Below are 20,618 nucleotides of genomic sequence, written 5' to 3' on the forward strand. Positions count from 1 at the left end.
ACTGACGCCGTTGGACGCCTGCGATGCGGTATCGTTTTCGTGTGACAGCCAGATGAAGGCTTTATGAAACCATTGGCCGGCAGCAGAAAAAGTTAACTCTTTTTAACGGGCTGTAGCAATTAGCCATCACTTATTTTTCCGGCTAATCACTTTCCGCCTTGCATTTCATCCTTTCCCCCTTGGTTGCCCTGATTTTCCAGATCAATTTCTGGCGATGACGAGACCGTCAGATCGTGCCGGCGATAGCGTTTTCCAGCAGCGTCAGCGCCGCCTTCTTGGTCAGCTTGACCGGGTTGCCGCCGGCTGTCGGATCGACCACCGCCATGTCGGCGATCAGCGCCTTGCGCTTCTTGTCCATGTCGAGCCCCTTGATCAGGCCCGGCAGCGCGTGCGGCACCTTCAACTCCTTGCGCAGCTTGATGATCGCCTTGGCGAAGCCGTCGAAGCCGCCCTTGATCCCGCAATAGGCGGCGAGCCGGGCGATACGCTCCTCGATGGAGTCACGGTTGAAGGCGAGCACATAAGGCATGAACACCGCATTGGTCATGCCGTGATGGGTGTCGTAGAGCGCGCCGATCGGGTGCGACAGCGAGTGGATGGCACCCAGCCCCTTCTGGAAAGCGGCGGCGCCCATGGCGGCCGCGCTCATCATATGGGCGCGCGCGACCAGGTCCTTGCCGTTGGCATAGGCCTTCGGCAGGTTCTCGAACACCAGCCGGATGCCCTCCACCGCGATGCCGTCGGCCATCGGATGGTAACCCGGGGCGCAATAGGCTTCGAGGCAGTGGGCAAGCGCATCCATGCCGGTGCCGGCGGTGATGAACGCGGGCATGCCGACCGACAGTTCGGGATCGGCGATGACGATCGCCGGCAAGAGCTTCGGATGGAAGATGACCTTCTTGGTGTGCGTCTCCTCATTGGTGATGACGCCGGCGCGGCCGACTTCCGAGCCGGTGCCGGCCGTGGTCGGGATGGCGATGATCGGCGCGATCGCATCCGAATTGGCGCGCGTCCACCAGTCGCCGACATCCTCGAAATCCCATACCGGCCGCGTTTGGCCGGCCTGGAAGGCGACCAGCTTGCCGAGATCGAGCGCCGAGCCGCCGCCGAAGGCGATGACGCCGTCATGCTTGCCCTTCTTGAACACGGCGATGCCCGCGGTGAGGTTGGAATCGACCGGGTTCGGCTTCACCTCGGAAAACACGCCGTAAGGCACTTTGGCATCGTCGAGGATCTTCAGCGTCGAAGCGACGACCGGCAGTTTCGCCAGGCCCGGATCGGTGACGAAGAGCGGCCGCTTGATACCGGTGGCCGCAAGCACCTCTGGGAGTTCCTTGATGCGCCCGGCGCCGAAGCGGACGGTGGTGGGGTAGTTCCATTTGGAGATCAGCTTGGACATTTTTTGTCTTTCGAAAAATCAGATGGCTTCGCGCAGGTGGAAGGATTTCGGCCGGGTCAGATTGTCGTAGCCGATGGCCGACAGTCCCGCGCCCTTGCCGGTGTCCTTGACGCCAGTCCAGACCAGCGCCGGATCGAGGTAGTCGCAGCGGTTCATGAACACGGTGCCGGTCTCGACGCGGTTGCCGATCGCCACCGCATGCTCGGTATCGCGCGTCCAGATCGAGGCGGTCAGCCCATAGGCGCTGTCGTTCATCAGCGCGATCGCCTCCTCGTCGTTGCGCACCTTCATGATGCCGACGATCGGGCCAAAGCTTTCCTCGCGCATGACGCTCATCTGGTGGTCGACTTCGGTCAGCACTTCCGGCGCCAGATAGGGCGAACCGGCCTTGTCGTCAGTCACCTTCATGTTGATGTGCGCCTTGGCGCCCTTGCGCAGCGCTTCGGCCTTCTGCTCGCGGATCAGGTCGGCGAAACGCGCTTGCGCCATCGGCCCCATCGTCGTCGCCTGCTCCAGCGGATTGCCCACGACATAGTTTTTCGTCTCGGCGATGAAGCCCTCGACGAACTCGTCATAGACCTTCTCGTGCACGTAGACGCGTTCGATGCCGCAGCAGCACTGGCCGGAATTGTAGAAGGCGCCGTCGACCAGATTGGCAACCGCATGGTCCATCTTGGCGTCGGGCAGCACATAGGCCGGGTCCTTGCCGCCAAGCTCGAGGCCGAGCGTCATGAAAGTGCCGGCCGCCGCCTTTTCGATGGCGCGGCCGCCGCCGACCGAACCGGTAAAGTTCACATGATCGATCTTGCCTGAGCCGAGCAGCTTTTCGGTCTGCGCGTGGTTGAGCACGACATTCTGGAAAACGCCCTTTGGCAGGCCGGCTTTGTCGAAGGCTTGCTGAAAACGCTCGCCGACGAGCAGCGTCTGTGCGGCATGCTTGAGGATGACGGCATTGCCGGCCATCAGAGCCGGCACAATGGTGTTGACGGCGGTCAGGTAAGGATAGTTCCACGGCGCGATCACCATGACGACGCCGAGCGGATCCTTCTTCACATAGCGGCGAAACCCATCCTTCGGATTTGAGGCCGGCACGGATTTCAGCGCCTGCTCGGCGATCTCGACCATGTAATTGGTGCGTTCCTTGACACCGCTGAACTCACCGCCATAGCGCACCGGACGCCCCATCTGCCAGGCGATCTCAGGCACGATCTCGTCGGTCATCGCCACCAGCGCTTCGAGCATCGCGAGAATGTACTTGCCGCGCTCGACGATCGGTACCTGCGCCCACTTCTCCTGCGCCGCCTTGGCGCGCTCGACCGCGGCGTTGACCGCCTGGTCCGTTGCCACGGGACGCTCGGCGTAGATCGAGCCATCGATGGGGGATTTCAACTTGACCGTTTCGGTCATTCCTTCAGTCCTCGCGCTTCATGAAATCTTGATTTTTGACGCCGCCCGCCCTTCAGACGATGGCCAAGGGCGGCGAAGCCGACATAGTTTAGTACCGCTCGAACCCCCTGTGCAGTTCCCAATCCGTAATGCGGCGGTCGTATTCGAACTGCTCCCACTTGGCGGTGTGGACATAATGTTCGAGCACGTCCTCGCCGAGCGCCTGTTTCAGCATCTTCGACTTGGCCAGCGTCTCGGTGGCGTCGCGCAGCGTCTTCGGGATTTCGGGCAGGCGCGAAGCCTGATAGGCGTCGCCGACGAACGGCTTCTGCAGTTCGAGCTTCTCGTCGATGCCGGCAAGGCCGGCGGCGATCAGCGCCGCGAAGGCGAGATAGGGGTTCAGGTCGGCGCCGCCGATGCGGCATTCCATGCGGATGCCCTTGGTGCCCTCGCCGCACAGGCGGAAGCCGGCGGTGCGGTTGTCCTCGCTCCACATGATCTTGGTCGGCGCGAAGGTGCCGGCCTGGAAGCGCTTGTAGGAGTTGATGTAGGGCGCCAGGAACCAGGTGAACTCCTTGGCGTATTTCAACTGCCCCGCCGCCCATTGCTGGCCGAGCGTCGACAGCGTCCAGTCGGCCTTCTTGTCGAAGAACAGCGGCGTCTTGCCGTCGGCGCTCCACAGCGAATTGTGGATGTGGCTGGAGTTGCCGGCGAGCCCGTAATTGTACTTGGACATGAAGGAAATGGCCTTGCCCTCGGACTCGGCGATCTCCTTGGCGCCGTTCTTCAGGATGACGTGGCGGTCGGCCATGTCGAGCGCCTCGGCATAGCGCACATTGATCTCTTCCTGGCCCGGGCCCCACTCGCCCTTGGAATTCTCGATCGGGATGCCGGCCGCCTCCATCTCGTTGCGAAGCCGGCGCATGACGCCTTCTTCCTTGGTGGTGATGCCGATCTGGTAGTCGCCGATATAGGGCGAGGCGGTGTCGAGGCCCTGCCAGTGTTTCTTGCGGGCCGAATCGTAGGTCTCGTTGAACAGGTAGAATTCGAGCTCGGACGCGAAATAGCCGATATAGCCGCGCTCGGAGAGCCGCTTGACCTGTTTCTTCAGGATGGCGCGCGGCGAGTGCGGCAGATCGTCATGGGTATGGTGATCGAGCACGTCGCAGATCACCAGTGCGGTCTTCTCCAGCCACGGAATGCGCCGCAGCGTGGCCAGGTCCGGCTTCATGACGAAATCGCCATAGCCCTTGGACCAGCTTGCCGCCTTGTAGCCAGGCACCGGCTCCATATCGATGTCGGCGGCCAGGAGATAGTTGCAGCCATGCGTTTCGTCATGGGCGGAATCGACGAAGTACTGCGCCAGGAAGCGTTTTCCCGCCAGCCGCCCCTGCATGTCGACGATGCAGGCCAGCACCGTATCGATCTCACCGCTGGAGACCGCCTTCTTCAACTGATCGAACGAGAAATTTCCGGCCATTCCTGAGGCACTCCAGCGCTTGGCGTTTCGGGCTTGTCACATTGAACGGGAACAAAAAACCGTGGCGAGCGAACCCGCCACGGTTTTGATTGCCTGTTTAGGCGGATTCGCCGACGGCCTTTTCGGCCGCAGCGATGTTCGCCCTGCGCTTGGCGATTGCAGCCTCGCCGATGGGCGGCCCCTGGAAGCGCCGGTTTTCAACGGCGAACCACAAAACGACGAGCAGAACGATCAATCCGATCGCATAGTTGATCAGAATGTCAAACGGCGGTTGGATGCCGGCATACATCAACACCAGAACACCAAGCACGGTGATGACGGCAAACGGTTTTGACCAGATGCCGAGCCGGAACGGTCCGAATTCGGTCCAGCTCTTTCCTTCCGCAAGAAGTCCGGCTGCGATCGGCATGGCATAGGAGACATAGAGGAAGAGAGCGCAACCAGCTGCGAGCGCCGCGAAAGCCGGCGAATAGAGCGTAGCGGCAATCGACAGCACAACACCGAGCCAGATGGCCGGGACGGGCGTGCGCCAGGTCGGCGAAACCTGCTTCCACAGCGATGACCCCGGCAGACCGCCGTCACGCGAGAAAGCAAAGATCATGCGCGAGGTCGAAGTGAGCCCGGCCAGCGCGCATAGATAGTTCGACAGCACGATGGCGATGCCGAGCAGAGCCTTGAGCCAGGTTGGCGCCGGCAGATTGTTGAACAGGTTGAACCAGGCATTGCCGCCATCCTTGGCTGTCGCCACGAGATCGGGGCTGGCAAGGACGAAGGAAACCGCCATGACAAAACCGAAGACGAGAGACCAGAGGACCGCGTGGATCATGCCTCTGGGCACCGCGACGCGGGCATTGTGCGTTTCCTCGGCGGTATGCGCCGACGCGTCGAAGCCGGTGATGGTATAAAGCGGGTAGAGAAGGCCGATGAGGAAGGCCACGAGCGCCGTACGGGCCGTCGGAACATAGCCACCGCCGAGATCGCCGGTCGTGTTCACGAAAGTCGTCAGCCGCGCAAGATCGAAGCCATGCGCGCCCCAGATCAGGAAGGTCAGCGTCAGCACGACCGCGACAACGAGGATGAGATAGCCGGAAAAGTCGGTCAACATTGTCGTCGTTTTGATGCCGAGATGATTGAAGAGGCCTTGGGTGACGGTAATCAAGACGACTGCCGTCGTCTGCTGCCAGAAGCCCCAGGTCGACGTGTCCCAACCGAAGATCGGACCCGCGACGAGCCCCTGAAACAGCAAGTAGACGCCGACATTCACCGAAGCGACGACGAAGATTAGGCCGAGCAAGTTGATCCAAGCCGTGGCCCAGCCCCAGCCGCGTCCGCCGAGGATTGAGGACCAGTGATAGAGGCCGCCGGCTGTCGGATAGGCTGATCCAATCTGGCCGAGAGAAGCCGCGACCACGAGCGCAAAGACGCCGCCGATGACCCAGCCGATGGTCGCCTCGAAACCGCTGCCAGTAGCCATGGCCAGCGGGAATGACGTGATGCCGCCGGCCAGGATGCAGATGATCGAGAAGGAGATGGCAAAGTTCGAGAAGCCGCCCATGCGGCGAGCCAATTCCTGGGCGTAGCCCATACTGTGAAGGATTTTTACGTCCTCCGACTTGTCTGTGTGATCAGGTGTTGCCATGTTCGAGTTCCCCTGTTGGTTCTTAGCTGGCCGATTGAAATGACTTGCCGACTACGCTTGGTCTTGAGCCCCTGGCCTCCTCGGGCTCCAGATTCGAAAATATGCCGGTGAGCAGATCCGCCCATTTCCGCTGCCCGGTCTCACCGGAGATTTCATCGTTGCGGATTTCGATCATCGCGCAGGGCAACCCGCGCGAGCGCGCATGCCGTTCCAGCGTGAAATAGACGCGATCGGCCGGCGAATAGGGCTCGTTGACGCCGACGGTGATGCCGGCAAGCCGCTTGAGCGCCGATATCAGCGGCGACGCCAGCCGGCGATCCTCGTCATGGATGATGCCGATATGCCAAGGCCGGTCGCGGCCCTTGTAGACTGGTGTGAAGGAATGCACGGACACCAGCCGGGTCTCCTGGCCGCGCGCCAGCCGTTCCTCGACGATGCGTTCGATGGTGCCGTGAAATGGCTGCCATGACAGGGCGATCCGTGCCGCGCGCTGCTTTTCCGACAGGCCGGCGTTGCCCGGTATGGCCGTCGTCTCGCTGATCGGCGGCACGAGGTCCGGCGCGTCGAGCGGCCGGTTGCAGTCGATGACGAGGCGCGAAATGCGGGTTTCGACCAGCGTCGCATCGAGCGCTTGCGCCATGCGCGTTGCCACCGGCAGCGCGCCTGGATCCCAGGCGATGTGGCGGGACAGGTCTTCGGCGGCAAGGCCGAGCGTGCCGAATTCGGCGGGCAGGAAATTGGAGGCGTGGTCGCAGGTCAGCACGAAGGGGCTCGATCCGCCCGGGTTCGTCACCCTCACGGTATCGGACGATGCAAGGCTGGCCGGCCGTGCTTTCTCCATAGTCTGCCGTCCCCGGGGAGCGCTGTATCGTATGTTACGTATTTTGCCTCATTGCGTCCCTACGGATGATTTCATACAGTTTACCAGGCTTTGTCAAATGCGATCTCATGGACCAGGCCAAGGGGTGGGGGAAAAGATGATTTCCAGCATTGCCGAACTGATCGCCGACCGCATCGGCACGATGCCGGCCGGCGAAAGGCGCGCGGCGCAGACGCTGATCGCCAGCTATCCGATGATCGGCCTGAAGACGGTCGCCGAATTCTCGACCGCGGCCGGCGTCTCCTCGCCGACGATCCTGCGCTTCGTGGCCCGGCTCGGCTTCCAGAACTATCCGGAGTTCCAGTCGAGCCTGCAGGACGAATTGGCGGCGCAGCTGCAGTCGCCGGCAATACGAACGCTCAACCCGCCCTCGCCCGGCGGCGGCACGGTCTCGCCTATGCTGGAAGCGACGCTCGACAATATGCGCGAGACCTTCCGCCACCTCTCCGACAAGCAGCTGGCGGACATCGCGACACGGCTTGCCGACCGGCGTGGCAAGACATTCCTCATCGGCGGCCGCTTCACCGATCCGCTGGCGCGCTACATGGCCGCCCACCTTGCCGTCATCCAGCCCGACGTCTTTCACCTCGCCGGCCAGGAGAGCATGTGGCGCGACCGGCTGATCGACATGGGCAAGCGCGACGTGCTGGTGATCTTCGACATCCGGCGCTACCAGGACAGCCTCGTCCGCTTCGCCGAGAAGGCGCATCAGCGCGGCGTCCAGATCGTGCTGTTCACCGACCAGTGGCTGTCGCCGATCGCCCGGTTTGCCCGCCATGTCATCGCCGGACGAACGGCGGTGCCTTCCGCATGGGATTCCTCGGCCGCGCTCTTCGTCGTCGCCGAAACGCTGATCGGCGCCGTCACCAGACAGCTCGAGGCCGACGGCGCCCGGCGCATCCGCGAGATGGAAGGTCTGCGTTAGCAAGGTCACCGGCCAATCGCATCCGCCCCAGGCGGGCATCTCGAATTCACGTTACCGAGATTTAATGTGCACGATAGCGTGATAATTGCCATAAACCGGTGATACCGGGATGTGGCGTGGCCGGCTTTCGCCGCCAGCCCGTATCGTCGCTGCATCCGCTTCCGCCTGGAGCCGGCAGGCGATTCTTGCCGCTGGAGTGTCGATGCCGAGCTGGAAACAGATTGTCCTTGCGTTTGTGATCGTGGTCGCGGCAGCGGCTGCGTGGGCGCGCTTCTACCCCGACGCTCCGCAAGTGCTGGCGCGTTGGGGCATCGACTGGGCTTATGGCGCGACACCTCCGGCGCAGGACACGGCGGCGGCTGGCCCTCGGCAGGCGGGGCGCAGCGGCCCCCGGATTGCCACCATCGTTGCATCGCCGGCCGCCTCGGCTGTCATCAACGACCGCCTGCAGGCGATCGGCACCGGCCGCGCCAACGCCGCGGTGACCGTCAATCCCTACAGTTCCGGCCGCCTTGCCGAATTGCTGGTCGAATCCGGCAGCCATGTCGACAAGGGACAGATCATCGCGACGCTCGATTCCGAGACCGAGATCATCGCGCAGAACCGGGCCAAGCTCGCCTTGCAGGATGCGCAGTCCAAGCTCGACCGCGTCAAATCGCTGCGCGCCTCCAATGCCGCGACGCCGGTCGCGGTGGCCGATGCAGAGGTGGTTCTGGCGGGCGCCAAGCTGGCGCTGCAGGACGCCGAGCTTGCGCTGCAGCGCCGCTCCATTTTGGCGCCGATATCGGGCACCGTCGGCATCCTGCCGATCTCGGCCGGCAACTACGTGACAAACCAGTCGGCCATCGCCACGCTCGACGACCGCTCCTCGATCCTGGTGGATTTCCAGGTGCCCGAGCGCTTCGCCGCCGCCGTCAAGGTCGGCGCGCAACTGACGGCGACGCCGATCGCCAATCCGAGCAGCGCCTATACCGGCACGGTCTCGGCCATCGACAACCACATCGACGAGAAGAGCCGCACGCTGCTGGTCAAGGCCAAGATCGCCAATCCCGCCGATTCGCTGCGCGCCGGCATGTCGTTCTCCATCACCATGAAATTCCCTGGCGAGACCTACCCGGCCGTTAGCCCGCTGGCGATCCTGTGGGGCTCGGACGGCGCCTATGTCTGGCAGATCGAGGACGGCAAGGCCAAGCGCGTGCCGGTGCGCATCGTCCAGCGCAACACCGAGACCGTGCTGATTGATGCGGAGATCGCCAGCGGCGACATGGTGGTCACCGAAGGCACGCAGAGCGTCAGCGAGGGCGGCGAGGTCCGCATCGCCGGCCAGGAGCAGCGCGCCGCCAACACCGCCGAAGGCTCATGACCGGACCCGTCAACGCCGCCAGCGATACCGGCTTCACCGCGCTGTTCATTCGCAGGCCGGTCATGGCCTTCGTGCTCAACGTCCTCATCGCCGTTGCCGGCCTCGCGGCCTTCTACGGCGTCGAGATCCGCGAACTTCCGGACGTCGACCGCGCCGTGGTCACCGTTTCCACCACCTTCCAGGGTGCCGCGGCCGAAACCGTCGACCGCGAGCTGACCGACACGATCGAAGGCGCCGTTGCCCGGGTCTCCGGTGTCAAGTCGATCTCGTCTTCCTCCTCGTTCGGCCAGAGCCGCGTCACGATCGAATTCAACGACGGCGTCGACCTCAACGTTGCGGCCTCCGACGTGCGCGATGCCGTCGGCCGCGTCGCCAACCAGATACCCGACACCGCCGATCCGCCTCGCATCGTCAAGGCCGATGCCAATTCCGATGCGGTGATGCGGCTGGCGGTGACATCGGACAGCATGTCGGTCCAGGACATGACCGTGGTGGTGCAGGACCAGATCGAGGACGAACTGGCAGCCGTGCCCGGCGTCGCGGACGTCCAGGTCTATGGCGACCGCGACAAGATCTTCCGCATCGACGTCGACCAGAACAAGCTCGCCAGCCTCGGCTTCACCGTGGCCGACCTCCGGACAGCCCTGGCGTCGGTCGCTTTCGACTCCCCTGCCGGATCGATCACCACGACCAACCAGGACCTGATCGTCCGCACGACGGCGGACGTGACCACGCCCGGGGAATTCGAAAGCATCATCATCGGCGGCACGACGCGCATCCGCGATGTCGCCACCGTCACGCTCGGCCCCGATGTCGGCCAGACCACACTGCGTTCCGATGGCAAGACCGGCATCGGCATCGGCATCATCCGCCAGGCGGAATCGAACACTTTGGACATCTCGACCGGCGTCCAGGCCGCCGTCGCCAAGCTGCAGGAAAACCTGCCCAAGGGCATGGCGATCAAGATCACCAGCGACGACGCCGTCTTCGTCAAGGGCGCGGTCCACGAGGTCGAGATCGCGCTCGGCCTGTCGGTGACCATGGTGCTGATCGTCATCTACATCTTCCTGCTCGACTGGCGCGCCACGCTCATCCCCGGCCTGTCGATGCCGGTCGCCATGATCGGCACCATCGCCGCCATCTATCTGGCCGGCTTCTCGGTCAACATCCTGACGCTGCTCGCCATGGTGCTGGCGACGGGCCTTGTCGTCGACGACGCCATCGTGGTGCTTGAAAACATCGTGCGACGGCGCAACGAGGGCATGGGGCCGCGTGCAGCCGCCGTGCTCGGCGCGCAGGAAGTGTTTTTCGCCGTCGTTGCCACGACGCTGACGCTGGTCGCCGTCTTCGTGCCGATCTCCTTCCTGCCCGGCCAGACCGGCGGCCTGTTCCGCGAATTCGGCTTCGTGCTTGCCATGTCCGTGCTGCTGTCCTGCGTGGTGGCGCTGACGCTTTGCCCGATGCTCGCCTCGCGCATGCTGACGGGCGCCTCGCTCCACCACGAGGGTGGCCACGGCATGGGCGCCCGTATCGGCGGCGTGCTGAATACCGCCTACAAGCGCGCCCTGCACGCTTGCCTCGATGCGCCCTGGATCGTGGTTCTGATCGCGGTGCTGTTTGCCGGCACTGCCTTCACCCTGTTCGGCACCATCCGCCAGGAACTGACGCCGACCGAGGACCGCGCGGCCGTGCTGTTGCGCATCAATGCGCCGCAAGGCGTCAGCCTCGATTACACAACGCAGCAGATGCAGAAGATCGAGAAGCTGATCCAGCCGATGCGCGATTCCGGCGAGATCCGCTCGACCTTCGAGAATGCCGGCCAGAACGGCTCCTACAATTCCGGCTTCATGGTGATGACGCTGGCGCCCTGGAACGAGCGCAGCCGCAGCCAGCAGGAGATCATGGCCGAGATCAGCCAGCTGACCAAACAGGTGCCCAGCGTGCGCATCTTCCCGGTGCAGCCCAACAGCCTCGGCATCCGCGGCGCCGGCAACGGCCTGCAATTCGCGCTGGTCGGCAACGACCGCAAGGCGCTCGGCGACGCGGCGGTGAAGATCATCGCCGAGATGCAGAAGGATCCGCGCTTCCAGACGCCGCGCCTGTCGATCGATCCGACGCAGCCGCAGCTGGCCGTCGCCATCGACCGCGAGCGCGCCTCGGACCTCGGTATCGACATCACGGGGCTGGCCAACACCATGCAGGCCATGCTCGACGGCAACGATGTCGTCGACGTCTACATCGCCGACCGCAGCTATGGCGTGAAACTGGTCTCGACCACCAATCCGATCAACGATCCGACCGATCTGGAAAACGTCTTCCTGAAGACGGGAGACGGCCGCTTCGTGCCGATGTCGACCATAGCCACGCTGACCGAACGCGCCGTGCCGCCGTCGCTGTCGCGCGAACAGCAGCAGCCATCGGTGGCCATCACCTCCAACCTCTCGGGCAATTTCGCGCTTGGCGATGCGCTGAGCCACGCCGAAGAGATCGCCACGCCGCTCCTGCCACCGGGCAGCCGCATCCTGCCGCTGGCCGAAGCCGCCACGCTGGGCGAAACCAACAGCGCCATGGTCACCATCTTCGGCTTCGCGCTGGTCATCATCCTCCTGGTGCTGGCGGCCCAGTTCGAAAGCTTCGTCAGCGCCGTCATCATCATGGCGACCGTGCCGCTCGGCCTGGCCTGCGCGATCTTGGCCTTGCTGCTGTCGGGCACCAGCCTCAACGCCTACAGTCAGATCGGCCTGGTCCTCCTGGTCGGCGTGATGGCGAAGAACGGCATCCTGATCGTCGAGTTCGCCAATCAGTTGCGCGATCGCGGGCTCGGCGTGCGCGAGGCGATCGAGCAGGCCTCGACCATCCGCCTGCGGCCGGTGATGATGACGATGATCTGCACCATACTTGGCGGCGTGCCGCTGGTGCTGGCGGCGGGCGCGGGTGCCGAGGCACGCGTGGCGCTCGGCTGGGTCATCGTCGGCGGGCTGGGGCTGGCCACCGTCTCGACACTGTTCCTGACGCCGGTCGCCTACCTCCTGCTTGGCCGCTTCGTCACACCGAAGACCCACGAGGAAACACGCCTGAAGCGCGAGCTCGAGGAAGCCGCTTACGTCGGTGTGGAGCCGGCGGAATAGCTGCTATTTCAGCAACCGGCCTTCGATCGACCAGCGCGCGGCAAGGAAATTCAGCACCGCCGCCACGATGACACCGCCGATCTTCGCCGGCCACACGCCGACGATGCCGGCGAACAGTGCGATCGACAGGCTGGAGACGCCGAGCGAAATCAATGCCCCAAGCGAGACGAAACGCAGGAAGGCGTAATGCAGCCGGATGGCCTGGTTGCGCTCGAACGACCAGAAGCCGTTCGCCACGAAAGAGAAGATGACGGCGATCGACCATGAGATGACGTTGGCCGGCAGCGGCGGGACATGCAGCTTGAGCAACAGAAAAAAGCCGGCAAGGTCTATGGCCGTGTTCGCCAGTCCGACAATGGCAAAGCGCACGATCTTGCTGCCGGTCGAACGCCGGGGCTGGTCGGCGCCGCTCATCCCTTGCCGTCCATGATCTCGACGCCGGCGCGGGCGAGGCTCGCACCGAACGCGTCGGAGGCCAGCACCGCGTATTCCACCTCGCGCACGCCTTGCATCGGGTCGCGCGCCCGGAGCGTCTCGTCGACATGGCCGGGATGGCACATGAACAGGCCTCGTTCCGGCAGCGCCTCGAGGGCGGCCTGCAGAACCGGCGCGAACCGTTCGGGCTGCCGCCAGTCATAGATGCCGGCGAGCGGCTCGAAAAGGGTGAAGCCGGCGCGCGCCATCGAGCGGTTGAAGCCAGCGGCCACGGCGGCGATTGCCGCGACCTTCGGCGCGACGACGGCATCGCCCAGCGCCGGAGCGCCACGCAGCGCCGGCCGACGGCCGGCTTCGGGAAAACATTTCCGCAGCCATGTGCGCACGACAGGCAAGAAATGCACGTGCTGGTGCCCGTCGATGAAGTCGGGCTGGCGGCCAAGCGCCTCGACGAAGCGGCTGTGCTGCACGTCGAGCTCGGCATGGACATCGTGCTCGTCAATTTTGCCGCGCAGGATCGGCATTGCCAGCGAACGCAGCGGCGGCAGCCGGCCTTCCGGCGCCAGGCTCGACCGGCCGGTGACGGCCGGCTGATCGGTCAAGGTAAGATGCAGCCCGACCGCGACGCGGCCGCGCAACGGCTTTATAAGCGCAGCCGCATCACGCCATTCCGGAAAGCCCGTCATGCAGCTGGTGCCGGTCAGGCGGCCGCGATCGAGCAGGTCGAGAATTCCGGCGGAAACGCCGGGCGCCAGGCCGTAATCGTCGGCGATCAGGCGGATGCGCCGCGTCATGCGCCGGATGCGCCTGGTGGCCTGTCCGAAACGCCGCGCACGACATCGCGCACGATATAGACCGGGCGGTCCTTGCTTTCCGAAAGCGTGACCCAGACATATTCACCGATCAGGCCGAGCAAGGTGAGGTTGAGGCCGCCGAGCAGGACGACGGCGACCATGAGGCTGGGATAACCGGGAACGGCGATGCCGTAGAACAGCACCTCGAAGAACACCTTGGCTCCGTAGAGGATCCCCGCCAGCGCCGCCAGCATCCCACTCAGGCTGATGATGCGCAGCGGGATGACGGAAAAGGACGTAAACCCTTCCAGCGAGAAGGCGATCAGGTTGAGCCGGCTCCATTTCGACTTGCCGGTGACACGGTTTTCGGGCGAATAGGTTATGGCTTTCTGGCGGAAGCCGGCCCAGGCGAACAGGCCCTTGTTGAAGCGTCTTTTGTCACGCAGGCTGGTCAGCGCGCGCACCACGGCGCCACGCATGACGCGGAAGTCGCCGGCATTTTCTGGAATGTCGAAACGCTGGCTGCTGTTGATCAGGCTGTAGAACAGCTTCGCCAGTTGGCTGCGCCGCCAACTGGCCTCGCGGCGGTCGTTCTGTGCGTAGACGACGTCGATATCCGGATTATCCACCAGTTCGGCGATCATCTTCAGGCTGGTGTCCATCGAATGCTGGAGGTCGGCGTCCATGACCAGCGCCATGGCGCCCCGCGACTGGTCGAGGCCGGCGAGCACCGCGACCTCCTTGCCGAAATTGCGGCTGAGCCGCACGATCTCCCAGGAACCCGACAACGCTTGTGAAAACCGCTCGGCGCCATCGTCGCGGCTGCCGTCGTCGACCAGGATCTTGTGGACTTCCATGCCGAAACGCTGCGACACTTCGGCTTCGAGCTTGTCGAGCAATGCGGCAAAGGCCGATGCCGACTGCGCCTCGTTCAAGAACGGCGCGACGATATCGAGAACGGTCCGCGACTCAGCCATTTGCGACAGGCCTTTCATTCATCACCTTGTCTCGCGTCACCTTGCCTCGCGCTTTGGCCCAGAACCACCAGATCAGGGGACCGGCAACGAGGGTCACCGCGATCGGCCGGAACCAGGGGTACAGGAAATCATGGATGTGATGTTCGACGCCCGTCAATCCGGTCAGGAACAGCATCACGGACAGCACCGAAGCCAGGACACCGCCTCGTTCCTCGCGCCACAACAAGGCAACAGCGAGACCGGCCGGCACGGCGATCATGGCATAAGTGTTGGGCTCGACGCGCGGGTTGAAGACGCACATGTAGAACGTCGCCGCCAGGAAGATGGCGAGACCAGCCGTCCCGCGTTCGAGCTTGCGATCGAACCAGATGACGAATGAAAGCGTGAACAGGGCCATGACGATGCGCACGATGGTTGCGCCGAATTCCGGGAGGGGCAGCCCGATTGTGGTGAAGGGCGCCGTGAAGTCGGTGGGAACAAAGTGGCTGGTGTTGTCGACAGCCATCGAGGTCAGCATCCCGCCAAAAACACGATACTGGTCGTTGAGATAGCCCGCCGGCGCAAAGGCATAAGGCAGAGCGAGCACGAACAGCACCGCCAGCACCAGCACCGGTATCAGGCGAGGCCGCAGGGCTCCCGCCAGGAGCAGCATGATGATCGCGGTCGGTTTGGCGATGATGGCAACCGAAGCCCAGAAGAAGGTTTCGGCACGCCGCCCTTCGAGCGCCGACAAGGTGAGAAGCCAGCAGGCGCCGGTCAGCAGGATCGTCGCCTGGCCGTTACGGATCGCACCCAGCGCCATCGGCAAGGCAAGGAACAGGCCGAAGGAAAGCAGCCATGGCAATTCCCCGCCGCCGAGCCTGCGCACCTGCCGCATCGCGGCAAAGGTCAGCACCGCGAAACCGATGATATGCCACGCCAGTCCACCCAGATGCGGTCCGAGCTTGAGTATGGGAACATAGAGGGCGGCAAAGGCCGGGGCGTAGAGATATCCCATCTCGGACTGGATATTGTAGAGCGGCCGGCCGGCCAGGAATTCCTGACTGCCGTATCTGTAGGCCATCAACACCGAACGCGTGTCGGGCGACCACAGGATCATGGCAAGGACGACCAGGAACGCTCCCATCCACAGGCCAAGTCCCAGACGGTCGAAAACCGGCTTGGAAATCGTCATCAAAGGCACCCCACACATTCCGGAACAAGCCCTTGCCCGCACCGTCCGGCATTTCGATGGCGGCATATCACGGACAAAGCGAAGTGGCATAGGGGCTGAAAGACGCGGCCATCATCTCCGCGGGCCGCCGCGGATGGTTGGACGCCGCGGCTTCCGACCGGGAAGAACCTCTGAAGGGCCTCGTATTCGCGCCTCTGGCGTTGCTTCGAACAGCATCAAGGCCGAATGAAAACCTTGCCATTGGGCTTGGCCAGTTCCGCCGGCACCCGCGCCATCGCCTCGGCGAGCGGCACGATATCAGTCACATCGGTCGACCAGCGCCCGTCGGAAAAACGCTTCTGCGCCTCCTGGATCGCCGGACCACGCCGGTCTTTGAATTGCCGCATCCATTCGCTCAGCCAGAAGCCCTCGATATGCTTGTGTTGGAAGATCAGTTGGCCGGGCTCGCGGATGATGGTGGCGTCCGGGTCGAGCCGGCCGTAGATGATCCAGCGCGCCCGTTTCGGCATCGCATTGAAAATGGCAGAAGCCAGCGGCCCGGTGACCGCATCGAGGAAGATGCGCGGTTGCTCCGCCTTCATCACCTCGCGCAACGCAGCCTCGAAATCCGCCGCTTTCTCATTGAGCACATGGGCAGCGCCGATCTCCTTCAGCAGCACGATCTGCTCATCGCGGCGCACGGTGACGATAGGCCGGAACCCTTCTTCCTTGGCCAGCCCGATGATCAGCTTGCAAAGCTGGCTGGCGCCGGCGGTCATGACGAAGGCCTTTTCGCCCTCCTGCTTGACGATGTCGAACATGGCGATGGCGGTAATCGGATTGACGATCATCGCCGCGCCGTCCTCGTCGCGCACCGTATCGAGCAGCGGAATGCAGGCCGCCGCTTCGGCGACGGCATATTCAGCCCACGATCCCCAGTTGCTAAGGCCGGTGGCGAAGGCGATGCGCTTGCCGACGAGGCTTTTGGCATAGGGCTCGTCGCCGGCGGCGACGACCGTGCCGACACCCTCGAAGCCGGCTGGCCGGCCCTTGACACGCGGCTGACCGTACTGACCCTTGATGAAGGCGACATCGGATGGGTTGATCGAAGCCAGGCTGACCTTGATCAGCACCTGGCTCGGGCCCGGCGTAGGCACCGCGATGCGGCCCGGCTCGAGATAGGGCTTCATCGCCTCGAGCGCACTGCCGCTCGGCGTCTTGGTGTAGCCGTCGCCGACCAGGAGCAACGCCTTCATTTCGGAGGGGATGGTCATCGGTGACACTCCTTGTTGTTGGCAGAAGGCCATAGCGCAGGAGACCGAGCTCCTGCTCAGAGCTTCTCCTGCGTGTACTTCTTCAGCTCCGTCCGCGCCACCTGCCGGCGATGCACGGCGTCGGGCCCGTCGGCCAGGCGCAATGTCCTCAGATGCGTCCACGACCGCGCCAGCGGCGTGTCCTGGCTGATGCCTTGCGCGCCGAACATCTGCACCGCCTCGTCGGTGATCCTCAGCGCGACGCGCGGCGCGATGACCTTGATCTGGCTGATCCAGGGGGCAGCGGCGCGCGCATCGCCCTGGTCGATCATCCAAGCCGCCTTGAGGCAGAGCAGCCGGGCCATCTCGATCTCCATGCGGCATTCGGCGATCATGTCGAAATTGGCGCCGAGTTTCGCCAGCTTCTGGCCGAAGGCCTCGCGGCGCACGGAGCGCTGGCACAGCATCTCCAGCGCCATCTCGGCCTGGCCGATGGCGCGCATGCAGTGATGGATGCGGCCGGGACCGAGCCGCCCTTGCGCGATCTCGAAACCCCTGCCCTCGCCGAGGATCAGGTTCGAGGCGGGAACACGCACATTGTCGAAGCGCAGGTGCATATGGCCATGCGGCGCGTCGTCGTCGCCATAGACCTGCATGGCCCGAACCTTGGTCACCCCCCTTGTGTCCGTAGGCACCAGGATCATCGAATGGCGACGGTGCTGCGGCTCGCCGTCGCCGCCGGTCCGCACCATGACGATGTAGATGGCGCAGCGTGGATCGCCCGCGCCCGAGGCCCACCATTTCTCGCCGTTGAGCACATAGTCGTCGCCCTGCCGCTCGCAGCGCATCGCAATGTTGGTGGCGTCGGACGAGGCGACGTCAGGCTCGGTCATCAGATAGGCCGAGCGGATTTTTCCGTCCAAAAGCGGCTCCAGCCACTCTTTCTTGTGCTCGGCCGAGCCGTAGCGCTCCAGCACCTCCATGTTGCCGGTGTCGGGCGCCGAACAATTGAAGGTTTCGGCACCGAGATGCGCCTTGCCCATCTCCTCGGCGAGATAGGCATATTCGACGGTGGACAGGCCGTAGCCGCGTTCCGAGCCGGTCAGCCAGAAATTCCACAGGCCGCGCTCCCTTGCGGTCTTCTTCAGCCCTTCGAGGATTTCGCTCTGGCGTGGGCTGTAGACCCAGCGGTCGCCTGCCTTGCCCACTTCGCCCAAGAATTCCTTGTCGAGTGGCATGATCTCGTCACGCACCATGGCCGCGACGCGCGCGTGGATCGGCCTTAGCCGCTCGGTCATGCCGAGATTCATCTCCGTCATCGGTCGCTAACCCTTCATAGAGGCCCGGCAATTTACCCGTGGCAAGGATGACCGTACTTCGGATAGCCTTGTCAACGCGAACTCTTTGCCCAGGGCAAAGCGCGGAGGATTGGAATGGCCTATCTCGACGAGCTGTTTTCGGTGGCCGGCAAGACCGCGCTGGTGACGGGCGCGGCGACCGGCATCGGCCGCATGGCGGCGACAGCGCTGGTCAAGGCCGGCGCCAGCGTGATGATCGCTTCGCGCAAGGGCGAGGATTGCATCAGGGTCGCCAATGCGTTGAACGGACTTGGCGCCCCGGGCCGGGCCGACGGCTTCGCCGGCGACGTCTCCAGCGAAGCCGGCATCGCCGCACTCGTCGCCGAGGTCAAGGCGCGGACCGGCAAGCTCGATATCCTGATCAACAATGCCGGCGTTTCCTGGGGCGCGCCGCTGGAGAGCTTCCCCTATTCGGCATGGGCCAAGGTGCTCGGCGTCAATGTCACCGCCGTCTTCCACCTGACCCGCGAATTGCTGCCGCTGCTCGAGGCCGCGGCAAGCGACGCCGATCCGGCCCGGGTGATCAATCTGGGTTCGGTGATGGGCACGCAGCCGCTGGCCGACGACGCCTATTCCTACACGGCGTCCAAGGCCGCGGTGCATCACCTGACGCGTACCCTCGCACTCGAATTCGCCGCCCGCCGCATCACCGTCAACGCCTTTGCCCCCGGCCCTTTCCAGAGCCGCATGACGGCCTTTGCCACCGGTACGGATGAGCAAGCCAGGCACGTCGGCGGCCATGTTCCGATCGGCCGTATCGGCGCACCGGATGACATTGCCGGCGCAACGCTCTATTTGTGCAGCCGTGCAGGCAGCTATGTCACCGGCGCCATCCTGCCGATCGACGGCGGGCAGTCGGTGCAGCATGGGTTGACCTTGTTCAAGGAATGACATTTTCCGGCCGTAGAAGCCGGAGGTGAACTGGAGGACATGAGCGTGGAACCGATCAGTCTCGATGTGCTTCTGGCCAGTGTCGGCAAGGAGGTTGGCGTTTCGCCGTGGCGGGTGGTGACGCAGCGCATGATCGACCAGTTCGCCGACGCCACCGACGACCACCAGTTCATTCACTGCGATCCCGAGCGGGCCAAGCGCGAGACGCCGTTCGGCGGCACCATCGCGCACGGCTTCCTGTCGCTGTCGCTGCTGTCGGCAATGACGTTCGAGACAATGCCGCCGCTGGAAAACAGCAAGATGGGCGTCAACCACGGTTTCGATTCGCTGCGCTTCCTGGCGCCGGTGAAGACCGGCGCGCGCATCCGCACCCGTTTCGTGCTGGCCGACGTCAAGGTGAGACCCTCGGGCTGGGTGCAGACGGCGCACGACGTGACGATCGAGATCGAGGGCTCGAAGAAACCGGCCCTGACCGCGCGCTGGCTGACGCTGACGCTGATCGAACGCCAGCCCGAGACCGCATGATCGACCCCAACGCGCTCGACCAGGCAGCGCTTGCGCCTTACCTCGAGGCGGAAATTCCCGGCTTTTCCGGGCTTGCTTCAATCGAAAAATTCAAATCCGGTCAGTCCAACCCGACCTATCTCATTACGGCGGCCAGCGGCCGCTGCGTGCTGCGCGCCAAGCCGCCGGGGCAGTTGCTGAAATCGGCGCATCAGGTCGACCGCGAATTCCGCGTGATGAAGGCGCTTGCTGGCACCGCCGTTCCGGTGCCCAAAATGCTGCATCTGTCGGCCGAGGACTCGCCGATCGGCCGCATGTTCTATGTCATGGATTTCCTCGACGGCCGTATCTTCTGGGATCCGGCATTGCCCGAGGCACGGGACAACGATGAACGCGCCGCCATCTACGACGCCATGAACGGCACGCTCGCGGCCCTGCACGAGGTCGATGTCGACGCGGTGGGTCTTTCCGATTTCGGCCGGCCGGGCAATTATTTCGAACGGCAGCTGGCACGCTGGACCAGCCAGTACCGCGCCTCCGAAACCGCCATCATTGCCGACATGGACCGACTGATCGCCTGGCTGGAAACGCACCTGCCCGCGGATGACGGCCTGATATCGCTGGTGCATGGCGACTACCGGCTGGACAATTTGATCTTCGCGCCGGGCCAGCCAAGGGTCATCGCGGTGCTCGACTGGGAGTTGTCGACGCTTGGCCACCCCTTTGCCGATATCGCCTATCAATGCATGCAATGGCGCCTGCCGCATGTTTCAGGCTTTCGCGGCCTCGGCGGCGTCGACCGCGCCGCGCTCGGCCTGCCTTCCGAAGAAGACTACGTCGCTGCCTATTGCCGGCGGCGCGGGCTCAGCGGCATCGGCAACTGGACTTTCTTCCTCGCCTTCTCCTTCTTCCGGTTGGCGGCGATCTGCCAGGGCGTCTACAGGCGCGCGCTGGACGGCAATGCCTCCAATCCCGAAAAGGCCAGGACCTATGGCGAGGCGGTGAAGCTGCTGTCGCATCTCGCCGCCAGACTGATCGACAGGCAGACATGAC

At 64.1% G+C, this 20,618-nt stretch carries 17 protein-coding genes; 6 read left to right on the top strand and 11 right to left on the bottom strand.

Going from position 1 to position 20,618, the window contains the following annotated elements:
• Window positions 1-226 precede the first annotated feature (226 nt).
• The 5 genes from FJ546_RS15595 to FJ546_RS15615 all read right to left on the bottom strand — a co-directional run bounded on the left by FJ546_RS15595 (window position 227) and on the right by FJ546_RS15615 (window position 6,745).
• Entirely contained in the window at window positions 227-1,399 is a 1,173-nt protein-coding gene (locus FJ546_RS15595) for an iron-containing alcohol dehydrogenase (protein WP_140890157.1), read from the bottom strand.
• Between the two features lie 18 nt (window positions 1,400-1,417).
• Complete coding sequence (locus FJ546_RS15600) at window positions 1,418-2,806, bottom strand: aldehyde dehydrogenase family protein (protein ID WP_140890158.1); 1,389 nt, start codon at window positions 2,804-2,806, stop codon at window positions 1,418-1,420.
• An 88-nt stretch (window positions 2,807-2,894) separates the two neighbouring features.
• Entirely contained in the window at window positions 2,895-4,265 is a 1,371-nt protein-coding gene (locus FJ546_RS15605) for a glutamine synthetase family protein (protein WP_027047383.1), read from the bottom strand.
• A gap of 97 nt (window positions 4,266-4,362) precedes the next feature.
• Window positions 4,363-5,904, bottom strand: coding sequence for an amino acid permease (locus FJ546_RS15610; protein ID WP_140890159.1), 1,542 nt, complete (start codon window positions 5,902-5,904; stop codon window positions 4,363-4,365).
• Window positions 5,905-5,926: 22 nt separating this feature from the next.
• Window positions 5,927-6,745: an N-formylglutamate amidohydrolase gene (locus FJ546_RS15615; protein WP_140890160.1), complete on the bottom strand. Its 819-nt coding sequence runs from the start codon at window positions 6,743-6,745 to the stop codon at window positions 5,927-5,929.
• Between the two features lie 136 nt (window positions 6,746-6,881).
• Here FJ546_RS15615 and FJ546_RS15620 point away from each other — a divergent pair, with 136 nt between their 5' ends.
• The 3 genes from FJ546_RS15620 (at window position 6,882) to FJ546_RS15630 (ending at window position 12,200) form a co-directional block, all read left to right on the top strand.
• Entirely contained in the window at window positions 6,882-7,709 is an 828-nt protein-coding gene (locus FJ546_RS15620) for a MurR/RpiR family transcriptional regulator (protein ID WP_140890161.1), read from the top strand.
• Window positions 7,710-7,911: 202 nt separating this feature from the next.
• Entirely contained in the window at window positions 7,912-9,072 is a 1,161-nt protein-coding gene (locus FJ546_RS15625) for an efflux RND transporter periplasmic adaptor subunit (RefSeq protein WP_140890162.1), read from the top strand.
• On the top strand, window positions 9,069-12,200 hold the full coding sequence (locus FJ546_RS15630) for an efflux RND transporter permease subunit (protein ID WP_140890163.1): 3,132 nt from the start codon (window positions 9,069-9,071) through the stop codon (window positions 12,198-12,200). The genes FJ546_RS15625 and FJ546_RS15630 overlap by 4 nt, the downstream gene beginning before the upstream one ends.
• 3 nt (window positions 12,201-12,203) lie before the next feature.
• Here FJ546_RS15630 and FJ546_RS15635 read toward each other — a convergent pair whose 3' ends face one another.
• From FJ546_RS15635 to FJ546_RS15660, 6 genes are all read right to left on the bottom strand, one after another.
• Window positions 12,204-12,614: a GtrA family protein gene (locus FJ546_RS15635; protein ID WP_140890164.1), complete on the bottom strand. Its 411-nt coding sequence runs from the start codon at window positions 12,612-12,614 to the stop codon at window positions 12,204-12,206.
• Window positions 12,611-13,429 (bottom strand): ChbG/HpnK family deacetylase, encoded by an 819-nt coding sequence (locus tag FJ546_RS15640; RefSeq protein WP_140890165.1) that lies wholly within the window; start codon window positions 13,427-13,429, stop codon window positions 12,611-12,613. The genes FJ546_RS15635 and FJ546_RS15640 overlap by 4 nt, the downstream gene beginning before the upstream one ends.
• Window positions 13,426-14,406 (bottom strand): glycosyltransferase family 2 protein, encoded by a 981-nt coding sequence (locus FJ546_RS15645; RefSeq protein ID WP_140890166.1) that lies wholly within the window; start codon window positions 14,404-14,406, stop codon window positions 13,426-13,428. The genes FJ546_RS15640 and FJ546_RS15645 overlap by 4 nt, the downstream gene beginning before the upstream one ends.
• Entirely contained in the window at window positions 14,399-15,580 is a 1,182-nt protein-coding gene (locus FJ546_RS15650) for a glycosyltransferase family 87 protein (RefSeq protein WP_140890167.1), read from the bottom strand. Before FJ546_RS15650 ends, FJ546_RS15645 begins: the two co-directional genes overlap by 8 nt.
• A gap of 215 nt (window positions 15,581-15,795) precedes the next feature.
• Window positions 15,796-16,833 carry a zinc-binding dehydrogenase gene (locus tag FJ546_RS15655; protein ID WP_140890168.1) on the bottom strand — a complete coding sequence of 346 codons (1,038 nt, stop codon included), beginning with the start codon at window positions 16,831-16,833 and terminating at the stop codon, window positions 15,796-15,798.
• A gap of 56 nt (window positions 16,834-16,889) precedes the next feature.
• Window positions 16,890-18,131: an acyl-CoA dehydrogenase family protein gene (locus tag FJ546_RS15660; protein ID WP_140890169.1), complete on the bottom strand. Its 1,242-nt coding sequence runs from the start codon at window positions 18,129-18,131 to the stop codon at window positions 16,890-16,892.
• 114 nt (window positions 18,132-18,245) lie between these two features.
• Between FJ546_RS15660 and FJ546_RS15665 the strand changes: the two genes are divergently transcribed.
• Genes FJ546_RS15665 through FJ546_RS15675 form a run of 3 tightly spaced genes read left to right on the top strand, consistent with a single transcriptional unit; the run spans window position 18,246 to window position 20,617 of the window.
• Window positions 18,246-19,061 (top strand): SDR family oxidoreductase, encoded by an 816-nt coding sequence (locus FJ546_RS15665; RefSeq protein WP_140890170.1) that lies wholly within the window; start codon window positions 18,246-18,248, stop codon window positions 19,059-19,061.
• A gap of 39 nt (window positions 19,062-19,100) precedes the next feature.
• Window positions 19,101-19,586 carry a MaoC family dehydratase gene (locus tag FJ546_RS15670; protein WP_010911413.1) on the top strand — a complete coding sequence of 162 codons (486 nt, stop codon included), beginning with the start codon at window positions 19,101-19,103 and terminating at the stop codon, window positions 19,584-19,586.
• The gene (locus FJ546_RS15675; protein ID WP_140890171.1) at window positions 19,583-20,617 is read left to right on the top strand and encodes a phosphotransferase; all 1,035 of its coding nucleotides are present in this window, start codon (window positions 19,583-19,585) and stop codon (window positions 20,615-20,617) included. The genes FJ546_RS15670 and FJ546_RS15675 overlap by 4 nt, the downstream gene beginning before the upstream one ends.
• Window position 20,618: the final 1 nt, after the last annotated feature.

It is taken from the genome of Mesorhizobium sp. B2-4-19 (genome assembly GCF_006441315.1).
Lineage (GTDB): Bacteria > Pseudomonadota > Alphaproteobacteria > Rhizobiales > Rhizobiaceae > Mesorhizobium.

Bases quoted from the DNA above. Each gene is read 5' to 3' on its own strand.
- FJ546_RS15595 (WP_140890157.1), bottom strand. From the start codon at position 1,399: ATGTCCAAGCTGATCTCCAAATGGAACTACCCCACCACCGTCCGCTTC.
- FJ546_RS15600 (WP_140890158.1), bottom strand. From the start codon at position 2,806: ATGACCGAAACGGTCAAGTTGAAATCCCCCATCGATGGCTCGATCTAC.
- FJ546_RS15605 (WP_027047383.1), bottom strand. From the start codon at position 4,265: ATGGCCGGAAATTTCTCGTTCGATCAGTTGAAGAAGGCGGTCTCCAGC.
- FJ546_RS15610 (WP_140890159.1), bottom strand. From the start codon at position 5,904: ATGGCAACACCTGATCACACAGACAAGTCGGAGGACGTAAAAATCCTT.
- FJ546_RS15615 (WP_140890160.1), bottom strand. From the start codon at position 6,745: ATGGAGAAAGCACGGCCGGCCAGCCTTGCATCGTCCGATACCGTGAGG.
- FJ546_RS15620 (WP_140890161.1), top strand. From the start codon at position 6,882: ATGATTTCCAGCATTGCCGAACTGATCGCCGACCGCATCGGCACGATG.
- FJ546_RS15625 (WP_140890162.1), top strand. From the start codon at position 7,912: ATGCCGAGCTGGAAACAGATTGTCCTTGCGTTTGTGATCGTGGTCGCG.
- FJ546_RS15630 (WP_140890163.1), top strand. From the start codon at position 9,069: ATGACCGGACCCGTCAACGCCGCCAGCGATACCGGCTTCACCGCGCTG.
- FJ546_RS15635 (WP_140890164.1), bottom strand. From the start codon at position 12,614: ATGAGCGGCGCCGACCAGCCCCGGCGTTCGACCGGCAGCAAGATCGTG.
- FJ546_RS15640 (WP_140890165.1), bottom strand. From the start codon at position 13,429: ATGACGCGGCGCATCCGCCTGATCGCCGACGATTACGGCCTGGCGCCC.
- FJ546_RS15645 (WP_140890166.1), bottom strand. From the start codon at position 14,406: ATGGCTGAGTCGCGGACCGTTCTCGATATCGTCGCGCCGTTCTTGAAC.
- FJ546_RS15650 (WP_140890167.1), bottom strand. From the start codon at position 15,580: ATGACGATTTCCAAGCCGGTTTTCGACCGTCTGGGACTTGGCCTGTGG.
- FJ546_RS15655 (WP_140890168.1), bottom strand. From the start codon at position 16,833: ATGACCATCCCCTCCGAAATGAAGGCGTTGCTCCTGGTCGGCGACGGC.
- FJ546_RS15660 (WP_140890169.1), bottom strand. From the start codon at position 18,131: ATGACGGAGATGAATCTCGGCATGACCGAGCGGCTAAGGCCGATCCAC.
- FJ546_RS15665 (WP_140890170.1), top strand. From the start codon at position 18,246: ATGGCCTATCTCGACGAGCTGTTTTCGGTGGCCGGCAAGACCGCGCTG.
- FJ546_RS15670 (WP_010911413.1), top strand. From the start codon at position 19,101: ATGAGCGTGGAACCGATCAGTCTCGATGTGCTTCTGGCCAGTGTCGGC.
- FJ546_RS15675 (WP_140890171.1), top strand. From the start codon at position 19,583: ATGATCGACCCCAACGCGCTCGACCAGGCAGCGCTTGCGCCTTACCTC.